Genomic DNA, 16,670 nt, shown 5'->3' with positions numbered 1-16,670 from the left:
CGGGCGCGGGCGAGCGCGTTGTTCTCCGTGACGGCCGTGGCGGGGAAGACCCCCGAGCCCCCACCACGGCCGTAGGGAATTCCTCGGCGGTGTACGGCCGCCCTACGCGAGTCCGGCCCGCTCCAGCGCCTCGGAACCCGCCCGCAGCGAGGTGAGCCGCTCCTCCAGCGTGAAGCCCGCGGGCGCCAGCGACAGCGTCGTGACGCCGGCCGCCGCGTACGCCTTCATCCGGTCGGCGATGCGCTCCACGGAGCCGAGCAGCGTGGTCCGGTCGATCAGCTCGTGCGGTACGGCGGCCGCGGCGCCCTGCTTGTCGCCGGAGAGGTACTTCTCCTGGATCTCGGCGGCCGCCTTCTCGTAGCCCATGCGGCGGGCGAGCTGGTTGTAGAAGTTCTGCTTGGGGCTGCCCATGCCGCCGACGTACAGGGCGGTGTAGGGGCGGAACGTGTCGGCGAGGGCGCTCACGTCCTTGTCGTCGCCGACGGCGAGAGGCAGCGTCGGGCAGACGTCGAAGCCGTCCATCGTCTTCCCGGCCTTCTCACGCCCCGCGCGCAGGTGCCTGATCGCGGTGTCCTCCAGATGGTCGGCGGACGGGAAGATCAGCAGGGCGCCGTCGGCGATCTCACCGGTCTGTTCGAGGTTCTTGGGGCCGATCGCGGCGATGTACAGCGGGATGTGCTCGCGCTGCGGGTGGACGGTGAGCTTGATCGGCTTGCCGGGGCCGCCGGGCAGGGGCAGGGTCCAGTGCTCGCCGTCGTAGCTGAGACGTTCGCGGGTCATGGCCCTGCGGACGATCTCGACGTACTCGCGTGTGCGGGCCAGCGGCTTGTCGAACTTGACGCCGTACCAGCCCTCGGAGACCTGCGGGCCGGAGACGCCGAGGCCGAGGCGGAAGCGGCCGCCGGACAGCGAGTCGAGGGTCGCGGCGGTCATCGCGGTCATCGCGGGCTGGCGTGCCGGGATCTGGAAGATGGCCGAGCCGACGTCGATGCGCTCCGTCTGGGCCGCGACCCAGCTGAGCACGGTGGCGGCGTCGGAGCCGTACGCCTCCGCGGCCCAGCAGACGGCGTATCCGAGGCGGTCGGCCTCCTGGGCCACGGCGAGGTTGTCCGCGTCCATTCCGGCGCCCCAGTAGCCGAGGTTGATCCCGAGCTGCATGGCCTTCCCCTTACTCATCAGTAACGTCCCTTGTGGCCTCGACACTAGCGTGGGGCACGGGGATCGCCCAGGGCACGGTGGCCCCGCGGGCGCGCCGGTCGGGAACTCGGGCCCGGATCAAGTGAATCGGTTGTCCACAGGCAACCCACGGCACCAGTTCTGGCCAGTAATCTCGGCGGACATGGAGCAGAGGCATCTCGGCCGTACCGGCCTGCGTGTGTCCCGGATCGGACTCGGCACCCTGACCTGGGGGCGGGACACCGACGAACATGATGCCGCGGACCTGCTGAAGACGTTCTGGGAGGCGGGCGGGACCCTCGTCGACACCGCGGACGTCTACGGGAACGGTGAGTCGGAGTACCTGCTCGGCCGGCTCATGGAAGGACTCGTGCCGCGCCGGGACCTGGTGCTGTCGACCAAGGCCGGGAGCGTGCCGGACCCGGACCGGCGGTTCGACGGGTCGCGGGGCCATCTGCTGGCCGCGCTGGACGCCTCGCTCGCCCGGCTCGGCACGGACTACGTCGACGTGTGGCACATCCACGCCTTCGACCCGCAGACCCCGCTGGAGGAGACGCTCCAGGCACTGGACCTGGCGGTGAGCAGCGGTCGGGTCCGCTACGCGGGCGTCTCCAACTTCTGCGGCTGGCAACTGGCCAAGGCGGGAACCTGGCAGCTGGCCGCGCCCGGGACCCGGACCCGGCTGGCGAGCACGCAGATGGAGTACTCGCTGCTCCAGCGCGGCGTCGAGCGGGAGGTGCTGCCGGCCGCGCTGGACCTCGGCATCGGGATGCTGCCTTCCTCGCCGCTGGGGCGCGGGGTACTGACCGGCAAGTACCGGGGCAACGCGCTGCCGCCGGACTCCCGGGGCGCCTCGGACCATCTGTCGCCGTTCGTCGAGCCGTATCTCGACGACACCGCGAGCCGCATCGTGGACGCCGTGTCGACGGCGGCGGACGGGCTGGCGGTCACGCCGCTCCAGGTGGCCCTCGCCTGGGTGCGGGACAGACCGGGGGTGGCGGCGCCGGTCGTCGGCGCGCGCAACGCGCAGCAGCTCACGGCGGCGTTGTCAGTGGAGGCCCTTAGTCTTCCTGACGAGATCTGCCGGGCGCTCGACGACGTGTCGGCGCCCGTGCACCGCTATCCCGATCACGACTGGAGCACGCTGTGAGCACGGAGCCGGAGACCGCCGGGGACGCCGAGGGCACCGAGCCGAGGAAGCCCGACGCCACGGAGACCGGGGCCACTGAGGGGGCGGGCGCCGCGGACGCGGGGACCGGTGAGGCGGCGGCCGGCGACGCCGAGGCCGGGCGGACCGGCGGGCCCTCGGAGGCCGAGGCGGAGCTGGCGGCCCAGCGGGTGGAGCGGGAGCGGATCGCGCGGCGCAAGGCCGAGAAGCAGGCGCCCGTGGACGCCGGTGCGAAGCTCAGCGGCCAGGCGGCCGAACTGCTCGCGGCGGTACGCGCGGTGGAGAGCGGGGCGAAGCCGCCCGCGACGGTGTTCGAGGAGCCGCCGGCCCGGCGTCAGGCCCCCGAGCCGGTACGGCGGACGCAGCCCGTGGCGCCCGTGGCCGTGGGGGTGCCCGCGCCGGAGGCCGTCGAGGGGGTGCGGCGCGTGCTGGGCGAGGGGGGTGCTCCCGAAGCGCTCGCCGCGCAGGTCGCGTCCGTCCTCGGTGAGGGGGCGGAGGAGCGGTTGCGCGCCGATCCCTGGCAGTTGCTGCGCGTGGCCGGGGTGCGTCCCGAGCAGGCCGACGGTTTCGCGCGGGCCCTGCTGGGGCCGGAGTGCGGGCCCGGCGACGAGCGGCGCGGGCGCGCGGTCACGGTGTGGCTCCTGGACCAGGCGGCGCTCGCCGGGCACACCGCGCTGGAGATGCCCGCGCTGAGCGCCGCGCTCACCCAGCGCGGGGTGCCGGACCCCGCGCAGGCCGTGCAGGGCGCGCTCGCCGAGGGGGACGCCCTGGCCTTCCAGGACGGGCTGGACGAGAACGAGACCGAGACCGAGGACGAGGACGAGGGCGCGGCGGGGGGCGAGACCGCCTCGGACGAGGACGCGGAAGGTCCCGTCCGGGTCCTGGTCGGGCTGGAGCGGTACGCGCTCGCCGAGGAGAGCCTGGCCGACGGTCTGGCCCGGTTGATCAACTCCGTGCCCAAGGAGGACGGTTCGCGCGAGGCGTGGGAGCGGGCGGCCGGCGGTGCGCGGGGCGCCGCGGCCGAGCTGATCCGGGCCGTCGCCGGGCACGGGCTGGTGCTGCACACCGGCGGGGAGGCGTCCCGCAGCGAGGTCGCGGACCTCGTGCGGGCGGCGCAGGGGCTCGGCCTGCGCGTCTGGGCCGCCGCGCACGGCCCCGACGGCCGCGATCGGTTCGCGGCGCGGCTGGAGGGGGTCGAGGCCGGTGTGACGACCGTCGCCGGGCTGTCGGCCGGGGCGGAGGGGCCCGGACGGGACGCCGACGGCGCGCTCGACCTCGATCTGCTCGTCGTCCTCGACGCGCCCCAGCTCGACGTGGAGGCGGCGGCGCTGCTGGTCGAGTCGCTGCCGGACGGGGCCCGCCTGGTGCTCGCCGGGGATCCCGGCGTGCTGTGGTCGACCGGCCCCGGACGGGTCTTCGCGGATCTGCTGGCGGTGCGCGGCTGTCCCTCCGTCGCCTCACGGCAGCCGGATCCCGGGCCGCTCGGGGAACTGGTCTCGGGCATCGGCGTGGGTGAGCTGCTCGCCGTCGAAGCGCCCGGCAAGGAGGTCGTGATCGTTCCGGTGCGGGACGCGGGCGAGGCGGTGCACCGGACGGTGCAGCTCGTCGCCGACTCGGTGCCGCGGGCGATCGGCGTGCCCCCGGAGCAGACGGTGGTCCTCACGCCGGGGCACGGGGGCGCCGCGGGGACGCGGGCGCTGAACGTCGCGCTGAAGGAACGGCTCAACCCCGGCCCCGGGCGCTTCGGCGGCTTCGACCCCGGGGACCGTGTCGCCTACTCCCCCGCGCCGGGCCGTACGCTCCCGGGCCATGTCGTCGGGGCCGACGCCGAGGGACTGCACCTGTCGTGCGCCGGGGACACCGTGGTCGTACCGCAGGAGCGGGTGGAGCAGTCCGTACGGCACGGCTGGGCCCTGACCGCGCACCAGGCGGTGGGGACGCGCTGGCCCGCGGTGGTCGCGGTGCTGCCCGGCGACGCCGCCCAGGCACTGAGCCGCCCCTGGGTGTACACGGCGTTCGGCCGCGCGGAACGCCATCTGTCCGTGGTCCACGGAGTCGACCAGGCCCTGCCGAGGGCGGTCGCCGAGGTCCTGCCCAGACCCCGGACGACGCGCCTGGCGGAACTGCTTCAGGCGCAGCTCCCGGCGGAGGGCTGACCAGCGGCGGCGGCCCGGCACGCAGCCGTGGGCGGCATGACATGAAGCGGCGGCCACGGGGAGGCACCCCGTGGCCGCCGCACGCCGTCTGCCGCGTGGCCCGTCAGCGGCGGTCCGCGTCCAGGGGTTCCAGGTCCTCGTCCTCGTCCAGGTCCAGCTCGTCCTCAAGAGCCTCGAGATCCTCGGGCTCGTCCTCGTCGTCCGGCTCGTCGTCGTCGAAGACCGCGCTGACGTCGAAGCGGCACACCACGCTCTGCGGGTCGACGCCCTCGAACGGCGCCTCCAGCCACTCGCCGGGTTCCGCGGGCTCGTCCGCCGCCGTCACCCACAGCGTGGAGTCACCCTCCTCCAGGCCGAACTCCTTGTGCCGGGAGGCGATCTCGTCCGGCTCGAACTCCCCGAAGAGGATGCCCAGCGCCCCGTGGATCGTGCTCGCGGCCTCCGCGTCCGTGCTGTCCTCGTCCGCCGCCTCGATCCGCTCGGCCTGCGCCAGCAGGCGCTGCGGCTCCGCCACCGCGTAGTCGCGGCGGATCAGCACACTCAAGGCGTTGGGTTCCTCGGGCCCCGTGTACGGCGGCAGCGTGTCCTCCGCGCCGGGGATCTCGAAGGGCGTGACCTCGTCGTAGCGGTCGTAGAGCAGCTCGTCGTACGCCTCCGCGGCAGCGGCCAGCTGGTTGAACGCCTCGTAGACGGCAGGGTCGTCCTCCCCCGACCTGCGTTCGACCGCCGCGAGATGACGGTCGAGCGCGGTCTTGACCGCCTCGGCGGCGGCGCGTACCTCGGCAGCGGTGGGCTGCGCAGCATCAGACATAGGGCAGACGCTATCCGTACCGGGCCGTTGCCCGCACAATAGATGCGATGCCGGAATACGAATTTGTCGACGTGTACGTGCCGCGCGGGGTCTCCCGCAAGGACGCCACACGCCTGCTGACGGACCATGCCGAGTACGGGAACTGGGAGTTGCACCGCCTGAGCCTGATGCGCGACGGCAGCCGCAGGGTGCGGCTGCGCCGCCGGATCATCCGCCAGGTACGGGCCACGTGGTGAGCTGAGGCGGCCGCCCGGACGTGACGGAGCGGGCCCCGCCTGCTGCGGGACCCGCTCCGTCCTCGATCACGGGTGTGCGCGGACCGTGGGGGCTAGGCCGAGGCGCGCGCCCTGCGGTAGAGCACGGCGCCCGCCAGCAGCGCCCCCGCGCTCAGCGAGGCGGCCGCGCCCATCGGCAGGCCGCTTCCGGTCTGCGCGAGCTGGGAGTCGCGGCCGAGCTGGGTGTCGGCCGCGCCCTCGGCACGGTCGCCGTCCCGGGAACCGGTGTGGTCCCCGGTGCCGGAGCCGACGTCCCTGGTGCCCGAGTCGGCGTCGACGCCGCGGTCGGGTCCGGTGCCGCCGTCACCCGGCGTCCCGGGGCCACCTGGGTTGCCGGGGTTACCGGGGTTGTCGGGATCGTCCGGCGTCCCCGGCGGGGTCGTACCGCCGTCGCCACCGCCCGGCGGCGTGGTGCGGCCGGTGCCGTCATGGGCGCAGTCGCCGCCCACGGCCGCGTTGCCGACGCCGACGACGCTGACGCTGTTGCCGCAGACGTTGACCGGCACGTGTACCGGCACCTGCACCGTGTTGCCGGAGCCGACGCCCGGGGAGCCCTCGCTGTGCCCGTCCGCCTGCGCCCCGCCGCCGGAGGAGCCGTGGCCGCCGTGGTCGTCGCCGTAGCCGCCCGGCGTCCCGTGGCCCCCGCCCTCGGCGCACGAGTTGCCGACCGCCGGGTTGAGGATGCCGACCACGCTGATGGTGTTGCCGCAGACGTTGACCGGCACGTGCACCGGCACCTGCACCGTGTTGCCGGACAGCACGCCCGGCGAGTTCGCACTGGATCCGCTCGCGCCCGAGTCGGCGTGGGCGTGACCGCTCGCGGCGGCGATCACGCCGGTGGCCGCCGCCATGGTCATCAGTCCCTTGCGGGTGCCCTGTCGCATTGCTGAATTCCTGCCTTCCCCCTGTGGACCTACGTGAAAAGACCGGTCGGTCCCGGAGCGCATGGCGCGCGCTCCGGGACCGACGGCGTGGACGAACCTAGAAAGGCAGCGTCACTTGTTGATGCAGGTGTTGCCGAAGGCGGGGTTCAGCACGCCGATCACCGAGATCGTGTTGCCGCAGACGTTCACGGGGACGTGCACGGGAACCTGAATCACGTTGCCGGACAGAACGCCCGGGGAACCCACGGCGGCACCCTGGGCACCCGAGTCGGCGACGGCGAGGCCCGCGCCCGCGAGAACCAGGCCACCGGTGGCAGCCGCAGCGGCGACGACCTTCTTGATCATTATTCCTCCTTGTTGGCAATGCGATCCCAAGTAGCTGATCGCATCACCAGTAACGAGGAGGAACTAATAGGGCTACGACCTGATGAGCGCATTCACCCTGGACGGTCACGGCGGGCACACACGGGCGAATACTGAAGTGTCGTTTCAGTGGGCCATTTCAGGACGCGTCGATGAACCTGTCGAGCACCCGCACCCCGAACTTCAGCCCGTCCACCGGCACCCGCTCGTCGACGCCGTGGAACATCCCGGCGAAGTCCAGCTCCGGCGGCAGCTTCAGCGGCGCGAAGCCGAAGCAGCGGATGCCGAGGTCGTCGAAGGACTTGGCGTCGGTGCCGCCGGAGAGCATGTAGGGCACGGCCCGCGCGATCGGGTCCTCGGCGCTGAGCGCGCTCTGCATGGCGTCGACGAGACTGCCGTCGAAGTCCGTCTCCAGCGCCTTGTCGGCGTGCACGTCCTCGCGCCGCACCCGGGGGCCGAGCAGCCGGTCGAGGTCGGCGAGGAACTCCTCCTCGTGCCCCGGCAGGAACCGCCCGTCGATGTGCGCGGTGGCCTGTCCCGGGATGACGTTGACCTTGTAGCCGGCGCCGAGCATGGTGGGCGCGGCCGAGTTGCGCAGGGTGGCGCCGATCATCTTGGCGATGCCGCCGAGCGTGGCGAGGGTCTCCTCCATGTTCTCGGGGTCGAGCTCGACCCCGAGGGCGTCGGAGAGCTCGTCGAGGAAGGACCGCACGGTCTTGGTGACCCGCACCGGCCAGGTGTGCCGGCCGAGCCGCCCGACGGCCTCGCACAGCTCGGTGATCGCGTTGTCGGTGTTGGTCATGGAGCCGTGCCCGGCCGTGCCGTCCACGGTGAGCCGCATCCAGTGCATGCCCTTCTGGGCGGTCTCGACGAGGTAGAGCCGCAGCTGCTCGTTGACGGTGAAGGAGAACCCGCCGACCTCGCCGATCCCCTCGCTCACGCCCTCGAACAGCTCGGGGTGCTTGTCGACCAGGTGGCGCGCCCCCCAGGTGCCGCCGGCCTCCTCGTCGGCGAGGAAGGCCAGCACGATGTCGCGCGGGGGCTTGCGCCCGCTGCGCAGCCGGTCGCGGACGACCGCGAGGGTCATCGCGTCCATGTCCTTCATGTCGACGGCCCCGCGGCCCCACACGCAGCCGTCCGCGATCTCGCCCGAGAACGGGTGGTGGGTCCAGTCCGCCGCGTTGGCCGGAACCACGTCGAGGTGGCCGTGGATGAGGAGCGCGGGCCGGGACGGGTCCTCGCCCTCGATCCTGGCCACCGTGGAGGCCCGGCCCTTGTGGGACTCGATGATCCGTGGTGCGAGGCCCACCTCGGCGAGCTTGCCGGCGACGTACTCGGCCGCCTCGCGCTCACCCGGCCCCGAGTGGTCGCCGTAGTTGCTGGTGTCGATCTGGATCAGCTCGCGGCAGAGGTCGACGACCTCGTCCTCGCCGGTGACGCCTTCGGCCGTGCCCGTGTCACTCACGCCGCTTCCTTCCGCAGTCGCCGCTGGTGGTCCCCCTCATCCTCCCCCCGAGCCCGCTTCCTCCCCAAGACCGCTCCCGGCCCGTCACAGGCCGTTCACGGCGCTCCGGGCCCGCACGGGGGTGTGATCAGCCACCCCCGAAAGCCTGGTAATGTTTACGTCGTCGCCGCGGGGGCAACCCAGCGCGACAGACACCTTGTCCGGGTGGCGGAATGGCAGACGCGCTAGCTTGAGGTGCTAGTGCCCTTTATCGGGCGTGGGGGTTCAAGTCCCCCCTCGGACACCAGCTCAGACCCCTGTTCACCAGGGGTCTTCTGCTTTTTCGGGACGGCCCGCCCGGCGCTGTGTGGGCCATCTCTCCCCGGCCGGGAGGATCCCGAGGTCAAGGCCCCCGGCACCCCGTGCCGACGGCCCGAACGGCCCCTCCAGGTGGCCGCGGGAAAACCACGAACTTAACGTCGTACTAAAATTTCCGGCTTGTTACGGGCTGGAGCCGGACAACCCCAGGCAGACCTGCGGGCCCGCCAGCGCCCCGGAGGCTTCCGGGATCGAGACGCGAGGACCCGATGGCAGCCATACACGAGAGCAGTGCTCTCGGCCTGCTCGACGAAGAGATCCGCGAACGGTTCGGTGACAGGGCACGTTTCTCCGGGGGGCCGGCCGCCTCCCCGCGCACGCTCGTGGACGTCTTCGAGGCGTCCGTCCGCGCGCATCCCGACGAACTCGCCCTGGACGACGGGGCGGTCCGGCTCACCTACCGGGCGCTCGCCGTCGAGGTGGAGCGGCTGCGGGTGCGACTCGCCGCGGCCGGGGTGGGGCTCGGGGACCGGGTGGGGGTGCGCGTCCCGTCGGGGACCAACGACCTGTACGTCGCGATTCTCGCCGTGCTCGCGGCCGGCGCCGCCTACGTGCCGGTGGATGCCGAGGACCCGGACGAGCGGGCCGAGCTGGTGTTCGGGGAGGCGGGGGTACGGGCCGTCGTCGGGGCCGGGCACGAGCTGAGCGTCGAGGCGGCGGTGGCCGGCGTGCCCGCGGGACGGCCCGGGGCCGAGCACGACGCCTGGATCATCTTCACCTCCGGGTCCACCGGCAGGCCCAAGGGTGTCGCCGTCAGCCACCGCAGCGCCGCCGCGTTCGTGGACGCCGAGGCCGCGCTGTTCCTGACCGAGGAGCCGATCGGACCCGGGGACCGGGTGATGGCGGGGCTGTCGGTCGCGTTCGACGCGTCCTGCGAGGAGATGTGGCTGGCCTGGCGGTACGGGGCCTGTCTGGTACCGGTGCCGCGGGCGCAGGTGCGCAGCGGGGCCGATCTGGGGCCGTGGCTGGTCGAGCAGGAGATCACGGTCGTGTCGACCGTGCCCACGCTCGCCGCGCTGTGGGAGCCGGAGACGCTCAACGACGTGCGGCTGCTCATCTTCGGCGGCGAGGCGTGTCCGCCCGAGCTGGTCCAGCGGCTGGTGACCGAGGGCCGCGAGGTCTGGAACACCTACGGGCCGACCGAGGCGACCGTCGTGGCCTGTGCGTCGCTGATGGGCGGCGAGGGTCCGGTGCGGATCGGGCTGCCGCTGCGGGGCTGGGAGCTGGCCGTCGTGGACGAGGCCGGGGAGCCGGTCGCGATGGGGGCGAGCGGCCAGTTGGTGATCGGGGGTGTCGGCCTCGCCCGGTACCTCGACGCCGCGAAGGACGCGGAGAAGTACGCGCCGCTGCGCTCGCTCGGCTGGGAGCGGGCCTACCGCAGCGGTGACCTGGTGCGGGCCGAACCGGAGGGGCTGGTCTTCCTCGGGCGGGCCGACGAGCAGATCAAGCTCGGCGGGCGGCGGATCGAGCTGGGCGAGGTGGACGCCGCGTTGCAGGCGCTGCCCGGCGTCGCCGGTGCCGCCGCCGCCGTACGGACCGCGCGCAGCGGCAACCAGCTGCTGGTCGGCTATGTCGTCACCCAGGAGGGCTGGGACGCGGCGGCGGCGGTGGAGCGGCTGCGGGCCGAGCTGCCGGCCGCGCTGGTGCCGCTGCTCGCGCCGGTCGCCGAGCTGCCGACCCGCACGTCCGGGAAGGTGGACCGGAACGCCCTGCCCTGGCCCCTTCAGGGAGTCGAGGCGGGTGCCGAGGCCGAACGGCTCCACGGCACCGAGGCCTGGCTCGCCGAGCAGTGGACCGCGGTGCTGGGGATTCCGGTCACGGCCGCCACCGACGACTTCTTCGCGATCGGCGGAGGCAGTCTGGCCGCCGCCCAGCTGACCACCCGGCTGCGCACCCGCTACCCGGACGCCGCCGTCCTCGACATCTACCAGCGGCCCACGCTGCGCAAGCTCGCCCGGCGGCTTGCGGAGTCGGCGCGGGACGAGGGTGCGCGGCGCACGGTCGCCCCGGTGCCCCGACGTGCCCAGGTGGTGCAGCTGCTCGCCCTGGTGCCGCTGTTCGCGCTGACCGGACTGCGGTGGACGGTCGTGCTGGCGGCCGTCGGGAACGTGCTGGGCGGATACGCCTGGTTGCCGACCGCACCCTGGTGGGCCGTCGGCCTCCTGGCGGCGCTGCTGTTCACGCCGCCGGGGCGACTCGCCGTCGCCGCCGGTGGAGCCCGGCTCCTGCTGCGCGGCCTGCGGCCGGGCACGTATCCGCGCGGCGGAGGCGTGCACGTGCGGCTGTGGGCGGCGGAGCGGCTCGCCGAGGCCGCCGGGGCGACCTCGCTGACCGGCGTGTGGCTGGAGCGGTACGCGCGGGCGCTGGGTGCCAGGGTCGGGCCGGACGTCGATCTGCATTCGCTGCCGCCGGTCACCGGCATGCTCAAGCTGGGCCGGGGCGCTGCCGTCGAGTCCGAGGTCGATCTGTCGGGGTACTGGCTGGACGGGGACCGGCTCGAGGTCGGGCCGGTGAAGGTGGGCGCGCACGCCGTGGTCGGGACGCGCAGCACGCTCTTCCCGGGGGCGCGGGTCGGCAAGCGGGCCGAGGTGGCCCCGGGGTCGGCCGTCGCGGGGCAGGTTCCCACCGGGCAGCGGTGGGCCGGGTCCCCCGCGGTCAAGCTCGGCAAGGCCAAGCGCAACTGGCCGAAGGAGCGGCCGGCACGCGGGCTGTTCTGGCGGGTGATGTACGGGGCCTGCGGTCTGGCGCTGTCGGCCCTGCCGGTGCTGGCCGCGGGGGCCGCGCTCCTGGTGGCGAGCCGGTTCGTCGCCCCCGGTGCGGGGCTCGGGCGGGCCCTCGCGGGTGGCGCGCTCGCGCTGGTGCCGGCGACGCTGGCCTACGGGGCGGCGTACGCGCTGGCGATCCTCGTCGGGGTGCGGCTGCTGAGCCTCGGGCTGCGGGAGGGGACGTATCCGACGCACAGCCGGGCCGGATGGCAGGCCTGGACCGTCACGCAGCTCATGGACCGGGCCCGGGACACGCTGTTCCCGCTGTACGCCGGGCTGGTGACGCCGGTGTGGCTGCGGCTGCTGGGGATGCGGATCGGACGCGGGGCCGAGGTCTCGACCGTGCTCGCGCTGCCCGGCCTGACGACGGTGGGCGAGGGGGCGTTCCTCGCGGACGACACCCTCACCGCGCCCTACGAGCTCGGCGGCGGGTGGATGCGGATCGGGCGCGCGGAGATCGGGCGACGGGCGTTCCTCGGCAACTCCGGGATGACCGCGCCGGGTCGCAGCGTGCCGGACGGCGGGCTGGTCGGGGTGCTCTCGGCCACGCCGAAGAAGGCGAAGAAGGGCGGCTCCTATCTGGGGCTGCCGCCGATGAAGTTGCCGCGCAGCGCCGCCGACGGCGACCAGAGCCGGACGTACGATCCGCCGGCCCGGTTGCTGTGGGCGCGGGCGCTGGTGGAGCTGTGTCGGCTCGTGCCGGTGTTCTGCTCGGCGGGGCTCGCCCTGCTGACGGTGGCCGCGCTGTGCGCGCTGGGCGGCTGGGCGTGGCCGCTGGGCGGGGTCGTGCTGCTCGCGGTGGGGGTGCTCGCGGGTGCCGGGTCCGTGGTGGCCAAGTGGGTGCTCGTGGGGCGGCACCGCGCCGCGGAGCATCCGCTGTGGAGCGGATTCGTGTGGCGCAACGAGCTGGCGGACACCTTCGTCGAGGTGCTGGCCGTGCCGTGGCTGGCCGGCGCGGTACCGGGTACTCCGGTGATGACCGCCTGGCTGCGCGCCCTGGGTGCGCGGATCGGGCGGGGCACATGGGTGGAGAGCTACTGGCTGCCGGAGGCGGATCTGGTGACCCTGGAGGACGCGAGCACCGTGAATCGGGGCTGTGTACTGCAGACACACCTCTTCCACGACCGGATCTTGCGGACGGATACTGTGGTTCTCCGTGAGGGCGCGACGCTCGGCCCTGGCGGGATCGTCCTGCCCGGCAGCACCGTGGGGGCCCGCACGACACTGGGTCCCGCGTCGCTCGTGATGGCGGCGGAGTCCGTCCCCGACGACACCCGGTGGCTGGGCAACCCGATCGAGGCATGGCGCCGCTAGCGTCCCCCGCCGCGGCGGGGGACGAGGGCGGTCGTACGAGCACGGCGCAGGGAGCAGACGCGGCAGTGGCGGTTCAGCAGGCGGCGGGTCCGGACCCGTACTTTCCGGCCAACGGCGATCACCGGTACCGGGTGCACCGCTACGAACTGGCGCTGGACTACCGGCCGGGGCCCAACCGGCTGTCGGGCACGGCGCGGATCAACGCCATCGCGGGGCGGGCCGCGCTCGCCGAGTTCCAGCTCAACCTGGCCGACTTCAAGATCGGGCGGGTGCGGGTGGACGGCCGGCAGGCGCACTACACGCATCGCGGCGGCCGGCTGCGGGTGCGGCCGGGCAAGGCGGTGCGGGCCGGGGCGGCGTTCACCGTCGAGGTGCACTGGTCGGGCAACCCCCGTCCGGTGAACAGCCCATGGGGCGGGATCGGCTGGGAGGAACTGGTCGACGGGGCGCTGGTGGCGAGTCAGCCGGTCGGGGCGCCGTCGTGGTACCCGTGCAACGACCGGCCGGCCGACAAGGCGTCGTACCAGATCTCCGTCACCACGCCGTCCTCGTACACGGTGGTCGCCGGTGGGCGGCTGCTGACCCGGACGACGAAGGCCTCCACGACGACCTGGGTCTACGAGCAGCCCGCGCCGACGCCGAGCTATCTGGTGGGGCTGGCCATCGGGAAGTACCGGACGGTGCTGCTGGGCGACCCGGGTCCCGGCGGCGTGCCGCAGCACGGGCACATCCCGGCGCAGCTGCTGCCGGAGTTCTCGCGGGACTTCGCCCGGCAGCCGGCCATGATGGAGCTCTTCCAGGAGCTCTTCGGGCCCTACCCGTTCGAGGAGTACGCCGTCGTCGTGACGGAGGAGGAGCTCGACGTGCCGGTGGAGGCGCAGGGGCTGTCGCTCTTCGGCGCCAACCACGTGGACGGGGCGCGGGGCTGGGAGCGGCTGATAGCGCACGAGCTGGCGCACCAGTGGTTCGGCAACAGCGTGTCCCTCGCCGACTGGCGGCACATCTGGCTGAACGAGGGGTTCGCCAAGTACGCCGAGTGGCTGTGGTCGGAGCGCTCGGGCGGACCCACCGCGCAGCAGCTCGCCGCCACCGCCCACCGGCTGCTCTCGGGGCAGGCGCAGGATCTGAGGCTCGCCGACCCCGGACGCAAGTCGATGTTCGACGACCGGCTGTACCAGCGGGGCGGTCTCGTGGTGCACGCCGTCCGGTGCGCGCTGGGCGACGAGGCCTTCTTCCGGATGCTGCGGGGCTGGACCGGACAGCATCGGGGCGGCGCGGTCACCACGGCGGCGTTCACCGCGCACGCCGCCCGGTTCGCGTCCGGGCCGCTGGACGAGCTGTTCCGGGTGTGGCTGCAGGAGCGGGCGCTGCCGCCGTTGCCGGAGCAGGACGTGCGGATTCCCGTCCGGCCGTCCTTCCCGCCGAGCGGTGCCTGAGCCCGGCCGGCGGGCGTGCGGCTCCGCGCCCGGGAGCGCGGAGCCGGGGCCCGCTCAGGTGTTCGGCACCTTCAGCCTGTCCCAGCTGGACTTGCCCGGGATGCCGTCCGCGTCCTTGCCCTTGAAGCCCAGTTTCTGCTGCCAGGCCTGGTAGGAACGGCGGTCGGCCTCCGTCCATTCGGGGCTCGGCCCCTCCTGGTAGCGGTCGCAGCCCTCGGCGACCAGCCGGCGGCCCATCGCGGTGATGACCGGGGACTTCTGGCCGACGTGGAAGAAGCCGCTGCCGGGGAAGGGTTCGTACCTGGGCTTCGGCTGGGGCCGCGGCCCGGGGTCCGGCGGCTGGGGCCGGCCGCCGAGCCGGTCGGCGATCCGTGCGCGCATGCCGTCCATCGTGAATCCGCGCGGGTCCACCTTGCCGGGCTGCCACTCCTTGTGGCCGATGACCGAGCGTTCCGACCAGCCGTGGTGGCGGCAGATCGCGGCCGACACCTTCTCGATGGCCTCCTTCTGCGCTTCCGGCCACGGGTCCTTGCCGTTGCCGAGGTTGACGCACTCGAAGCCGTAGAAGTGCCGGTTGCCGTCGGTGTCGGCCTCGTTGTCGGCCGGCAGCCTCGACTCGTCGATCACCGCGCGCAGGACGTCGCCGTCGCCGAGTCCCGCGTGGTTGGCGCGGCCGTTGCCGACGAGGTGGACATGGCCCTGCTTGTCGATGACGCCGTGGCAGAGCGGGCCGGGGAGGCCGGAGTAGCCGTCGTAGCAGATGTCGACGGAGGCGGCGGTCCCGGAGGTGACGGTGTGGTGGATCATCACGCCGTTGACCGGACCCCAGGGTCCCTTGCTGTTGCGGTTGTGGTTGCGCCAGTTGCGTACCTCATGGACCGTCAGGCCCTCGGCGCGGAGTATCTCCACCATCTTGGACGCGCTCAGTGGCTTGGCCATCAGTTGTCCCCTTCCGCGGCCGCGTCGGCCTCCGCTGTGGTCCGCGACCGGCTCTCGGCCGCCTGCTCCTCATGGCGGGCCCGCTCCTCGGCCGCGAGTGCCGCCTCGTCGGCGGCGGGCATGTCGGCGGCCATCGGCCCGAAGGCGAGCCGCAGGTCGACGGCGCCGTGCTCGCCCTTGACCAGGGCCAGGGGCGCGAAGTGGCGGGCGATGCCGGCGGGCGCTTCGAGAAGCGGGCGGCGGGCCGGGTCGGTGGGCCATTCGACGCCGCCGGTGGCGGTGCGGGCGGGGACGATCCAGTGGTCGCCGGTGCGGTAGGTGCCGCCCGCGGCGAAGTAGACCTCCACACCGTCCTCCAGGGGCAGCCACTCCCCCTCGACGACGGGCACGCCGCCCCCGCGCAGGTCGGTGGTGCGGCCCTTGCGCCGGGGGCCCGTCCGATGGTCCCAGCGGCGCAGGAACGGGTTCAGGTGCGGGAGCCGGCCGACGCCCGGCGCGGGTTCGGCGGAGAGGCGGACGCGGCGGCCGGGCAGGTCCAGTTCCTCCACCCGCAGCAGGGGCCGGGCCTCCCGGCGGGAGGCCCGGGCGGTGTCGACGAGCTCCACGTGGTCGCCGACGTCGAGGTCCAGCTTCTCGTCGTGTCCGAGCGTGGCCAACCGCACCCAGGTGCCGTCCAGTTCGTCGACCGGGAAGACCACCGAGCCGTTCTCGCGGGACCACTTGAAGGTGGCGTCCGGCGCCTCGCCTCCGGTGTGCACCTCGACGCGGTAGAGCTGGTTCTCCGTCCCCCGGTACCGGGCGTCGGGCCGGACCAGGCAGGGGTCCTCGTCGGCGTGGTCGGGCCGCTCGGCGCGGGCGGCGAGCCGGGCCGAGGGCGCGGACTCACGCCGCGCCCAGCGGGCGAACGCGGCCCGCACGGTCTCCTTGGACGGGTCGGGCTCCTCGATCTCCAGCGCGGCCAGCGACAACGGCAGCACCTGCCAGACCACCTTGAGGCGGGCGGCGGTGTCGGGCATGGCCGCGCCCAGCGCGACCTCGCGCAGCGCCGGGTCCTCGGCGGCGGTGACCGAGCGCTCCCAGACGTGCAGGTAGACCACGAACGGCGACTGCGCGGGCGAGGGCAGGCGGTCGCCGGGCCTCTCGGGGTCGCGGTGTCCGTCGGGCTGGTCCCAGTACGTCCAGTGGCCGAGGGGCTCCGGGGCCTCCCGGTCGTCCTCGTCGGGGACCGGGACGCCGGGCGCCGGGCGGTCGGCTTCGCACAGGATGCCGTCGACGTAGTAGCGGCCGCCGTGGATGTGCAGGGTGTCCAGGTCGTGCCGGCCGCCGACGTACTCGACACGGAAGCCGGCCGTGTCGCGCGGGCCGCCGTGCGGGCCGATCAGGTCGGCGGCGAGGGTGCGCGCGCGGTGCAGCTGGATCGCCGTCTGCTCGTTGGTGTCGGCGTCGAGCTGCACCCGGCCCTGCTGGGCGAGGACCGCGGAGTAGTGCCGTTCCGGTCGGAACGTGTGGCGGGAGAGGTCAGCGTGCATGAAGGGGGTCCCCCTGGTTCAGGTCGGTGCTG

12 protein-coding genes and 1 tRNA gene are annotated in these 16,670 nt (G+C 73.8%); 6 read left to right on the top strand and 7 right to left on the bottom strand.

All coding sequences use genetic code 11. From position 1 onward, the window contains the following. Positions 1-102 precede the first annotated feature (102 nt). Positions 103-1,158: an LLM class F420-dependent oxidoreductase gene (locus ACZ7LV_RS15065; RefSeq protein WP_471939885.1), complete on the bottom strand. Its 1,056-nt coding sequence runs from the start codon at positions 1,156-1,158 to the stop codon at positions 103-105. A gap of 181 nt (positions 1,159-1,339) precedes the next feature. Between ACZ7LV_RS15065 and ACZ7LV_RS15060 the strand changes: the two genes are divergently transcribed. After that, the gene (locus tag ACZ7LV_RS15060) at positions 1,340-2,326 is read left to right on the top strand and encodes an aldo/keto reductase (RefSeq protein ID WP_471939481.1); all 987 of its coding nucleotides are present in this window, start codon (positions 1,340-1,342) and stop codon (positions 2,324-2,326) included. Beyond that, positions 2,323-4,500, top strand: coding sequence for a helix-hairpin-helix domain-containing protein (locus tag ACZ7LV_RS15055; RefSeq protein ID WP_471939480.1), 2,178 nt, complete (start codon positions 2,323-2,325; stop codon positions 4,498-4,500). Before ACZ7LV_RS15060 ends, ACZ7LV_RS15055 begins: the two co-directional genes overlap by 4 nt. Before the next feature lie 103 nt (positions 4,501-4,603). Here ACZ7LV_RS15055 and ACZ7LV_RS15050 read toward each other — a convergent pair whose 3' ends face one another. Next, positions 4,604-5,311: a hypothetical protein gene (locus ACZ7LV_RS15050; RefSeq protein ID WP_471939478.1), complete on the bottom strand. Its 708-nt coding sequence runs from the start codon at positions 5,309-5,311 to the stop codon at positions 4,604-4,606. Positions 5,312-5,358: 47 nt separating this feature from the next. Between ACZ7LV_RS15050 and ACZ7LV_RS15045 the strand changes: the two genes are divergently transcribed. Beyond that, positions 5,359-5,547, top strand: a complete 189-nt coding sequence (locus tag ACZ7LV_RS15045; protein ID WP_401677901.1) for a DUF5703 family protein — start codon at positions 5,359-5,361, stop codon at positions 5,545-5,547. A 92-nt stretch (positions 5,548-5,639) separates the two neighbouring features. Here ACZ7LV_RS15045 and ACZ7LV_RS15040 read toward each other — a convergent pair whose 3' ends face one another. The 3 genes from ACZ7LV_RS15040 to ACZ7LV_RS15030 form a co-directional block, all read right to left on the bottom strand. Further along, positions 5,640-6,470 carry a chaplin gene (locus tag ACZ7LV_RS15040; protein ID WP_471939476.1) on the bottom strand — a complete coding sequence of 277 codons (831 nt, stop codon included), beginning with the start codon at positions 6,468-6,470 and terminating at the stop codon, positions 5,640-5,642. Between the two features lie 111 nt (positions 6,471-6,581). After that, entirely contained in the window at positions 6,582-6,815 is a 234-nt protein-coding gene (gene chpH / locus ACZ7LV_RS15035; RefSeq protein WP_401677907.1) for a chaplin ChpH, read from the bottom strand. A 157-nt stretch (positions 6,816-6,972) separates the two neighbouring features. Further along, positions 6,973-8,298: a M20/M25/M40 family metallo-hydrolase gene (locus tag ACZ7LV_RS15030; protein ID WP_471939475.1), complete on the bottom strand. Its 1,326-nt coding sequence runs from the start codon at positions 8,296-8,298 to the stop codon at positions 6,973-6,975. A gap of 198 nt (positions 8,299-8,496) precedes the next feature. On the opposite strand from ACZ7LV_RS15030, the gene ACZ7LV_RS15025 reads away from it, so the two are divergent. The 3 genes from ACZ7LV_RS15025 to ACZ7LV_RS15015 all read left to right on the top strand — a co-directional run bounded on the left by ACZ7LV_RS15025 (position 8,497) and on the right by ACZ7LV_RS15015 (position 14,170). Continuing rightward, a tRNA-Leu gene (locus tag ACZ7LV_RS15025) sits at positions 8,497-8,584 on the top strand. 280 nt (positions 8,585-8,864) lie between these two features. Continuing rightward, a complete protein-coding gene (locus ACZ7LV_RS15020) occupies positions 8,865-12,734 on the top strand; it encodes a Pls/PosA family non-ribosomal peptide synthetase (RefSeq protein WP_471939473.1) in 3,870 nt (1,289 codons plus the stop codon). Between the two features lie 65 nt (positions 12,735-12,799). Then, a complete protein-coding gene (locus tag ACZ7LV_RS15015; protein WP_471939471.1) occupies positions 12,800-14,170 on the top strand; it encodes a M1 family metallopeptidase in 1,371 nt (456 codons plus the stop codon). Positions 14,171-14,224: 54 nt separating this feature from the next. Here the strand turns inward: ACZ7LV_RS15015 and ACZ7LV_RS15010 are convergent, their stop codons facing one another. Both ACZ7LV_RS15010 and ACZ7LV_RS15005 read right to left on the bottom strand, forming a co-directional pair. Next, a complete protein-coding gene (locus ACZ7LV_RS15010) occupies positions 14,225-15,109 on the bottom strand; it encodes a peptidoglycan-binding protein (protein WP_471939470.1) in 885 nt (294 codons plus the stop codon). Further along, the gene (locus tag ACZ7LV_RS15005; RefSeq protein ID WP_471939468.1) at positions 15,109-16,638 is read right to left on the bottom strand and encodes a DUF6519 domain-containing protein; all 1,530 of its coding nucleotides are present in this window, start codon (positions 16,636-16,638) and stop codon (positions 15,109-15,111) included. Before ACZ7LV_RS15005 ends, ACZ7LV_RS15010 begins: the two co-directional genes overlap by 1 nt. Between the last annotated feature and the right edge of the window lie 32 nt (positions 16,639-16,670).

Source organism: Streptomyces sp. NPDC107562 (assembly GCF_055657325.1).
The sequence above is the reverse complement of the archived record's forward strand: the minus strand, read 5'-3'. Positions and strand labels throughout refer to the sequence as shown.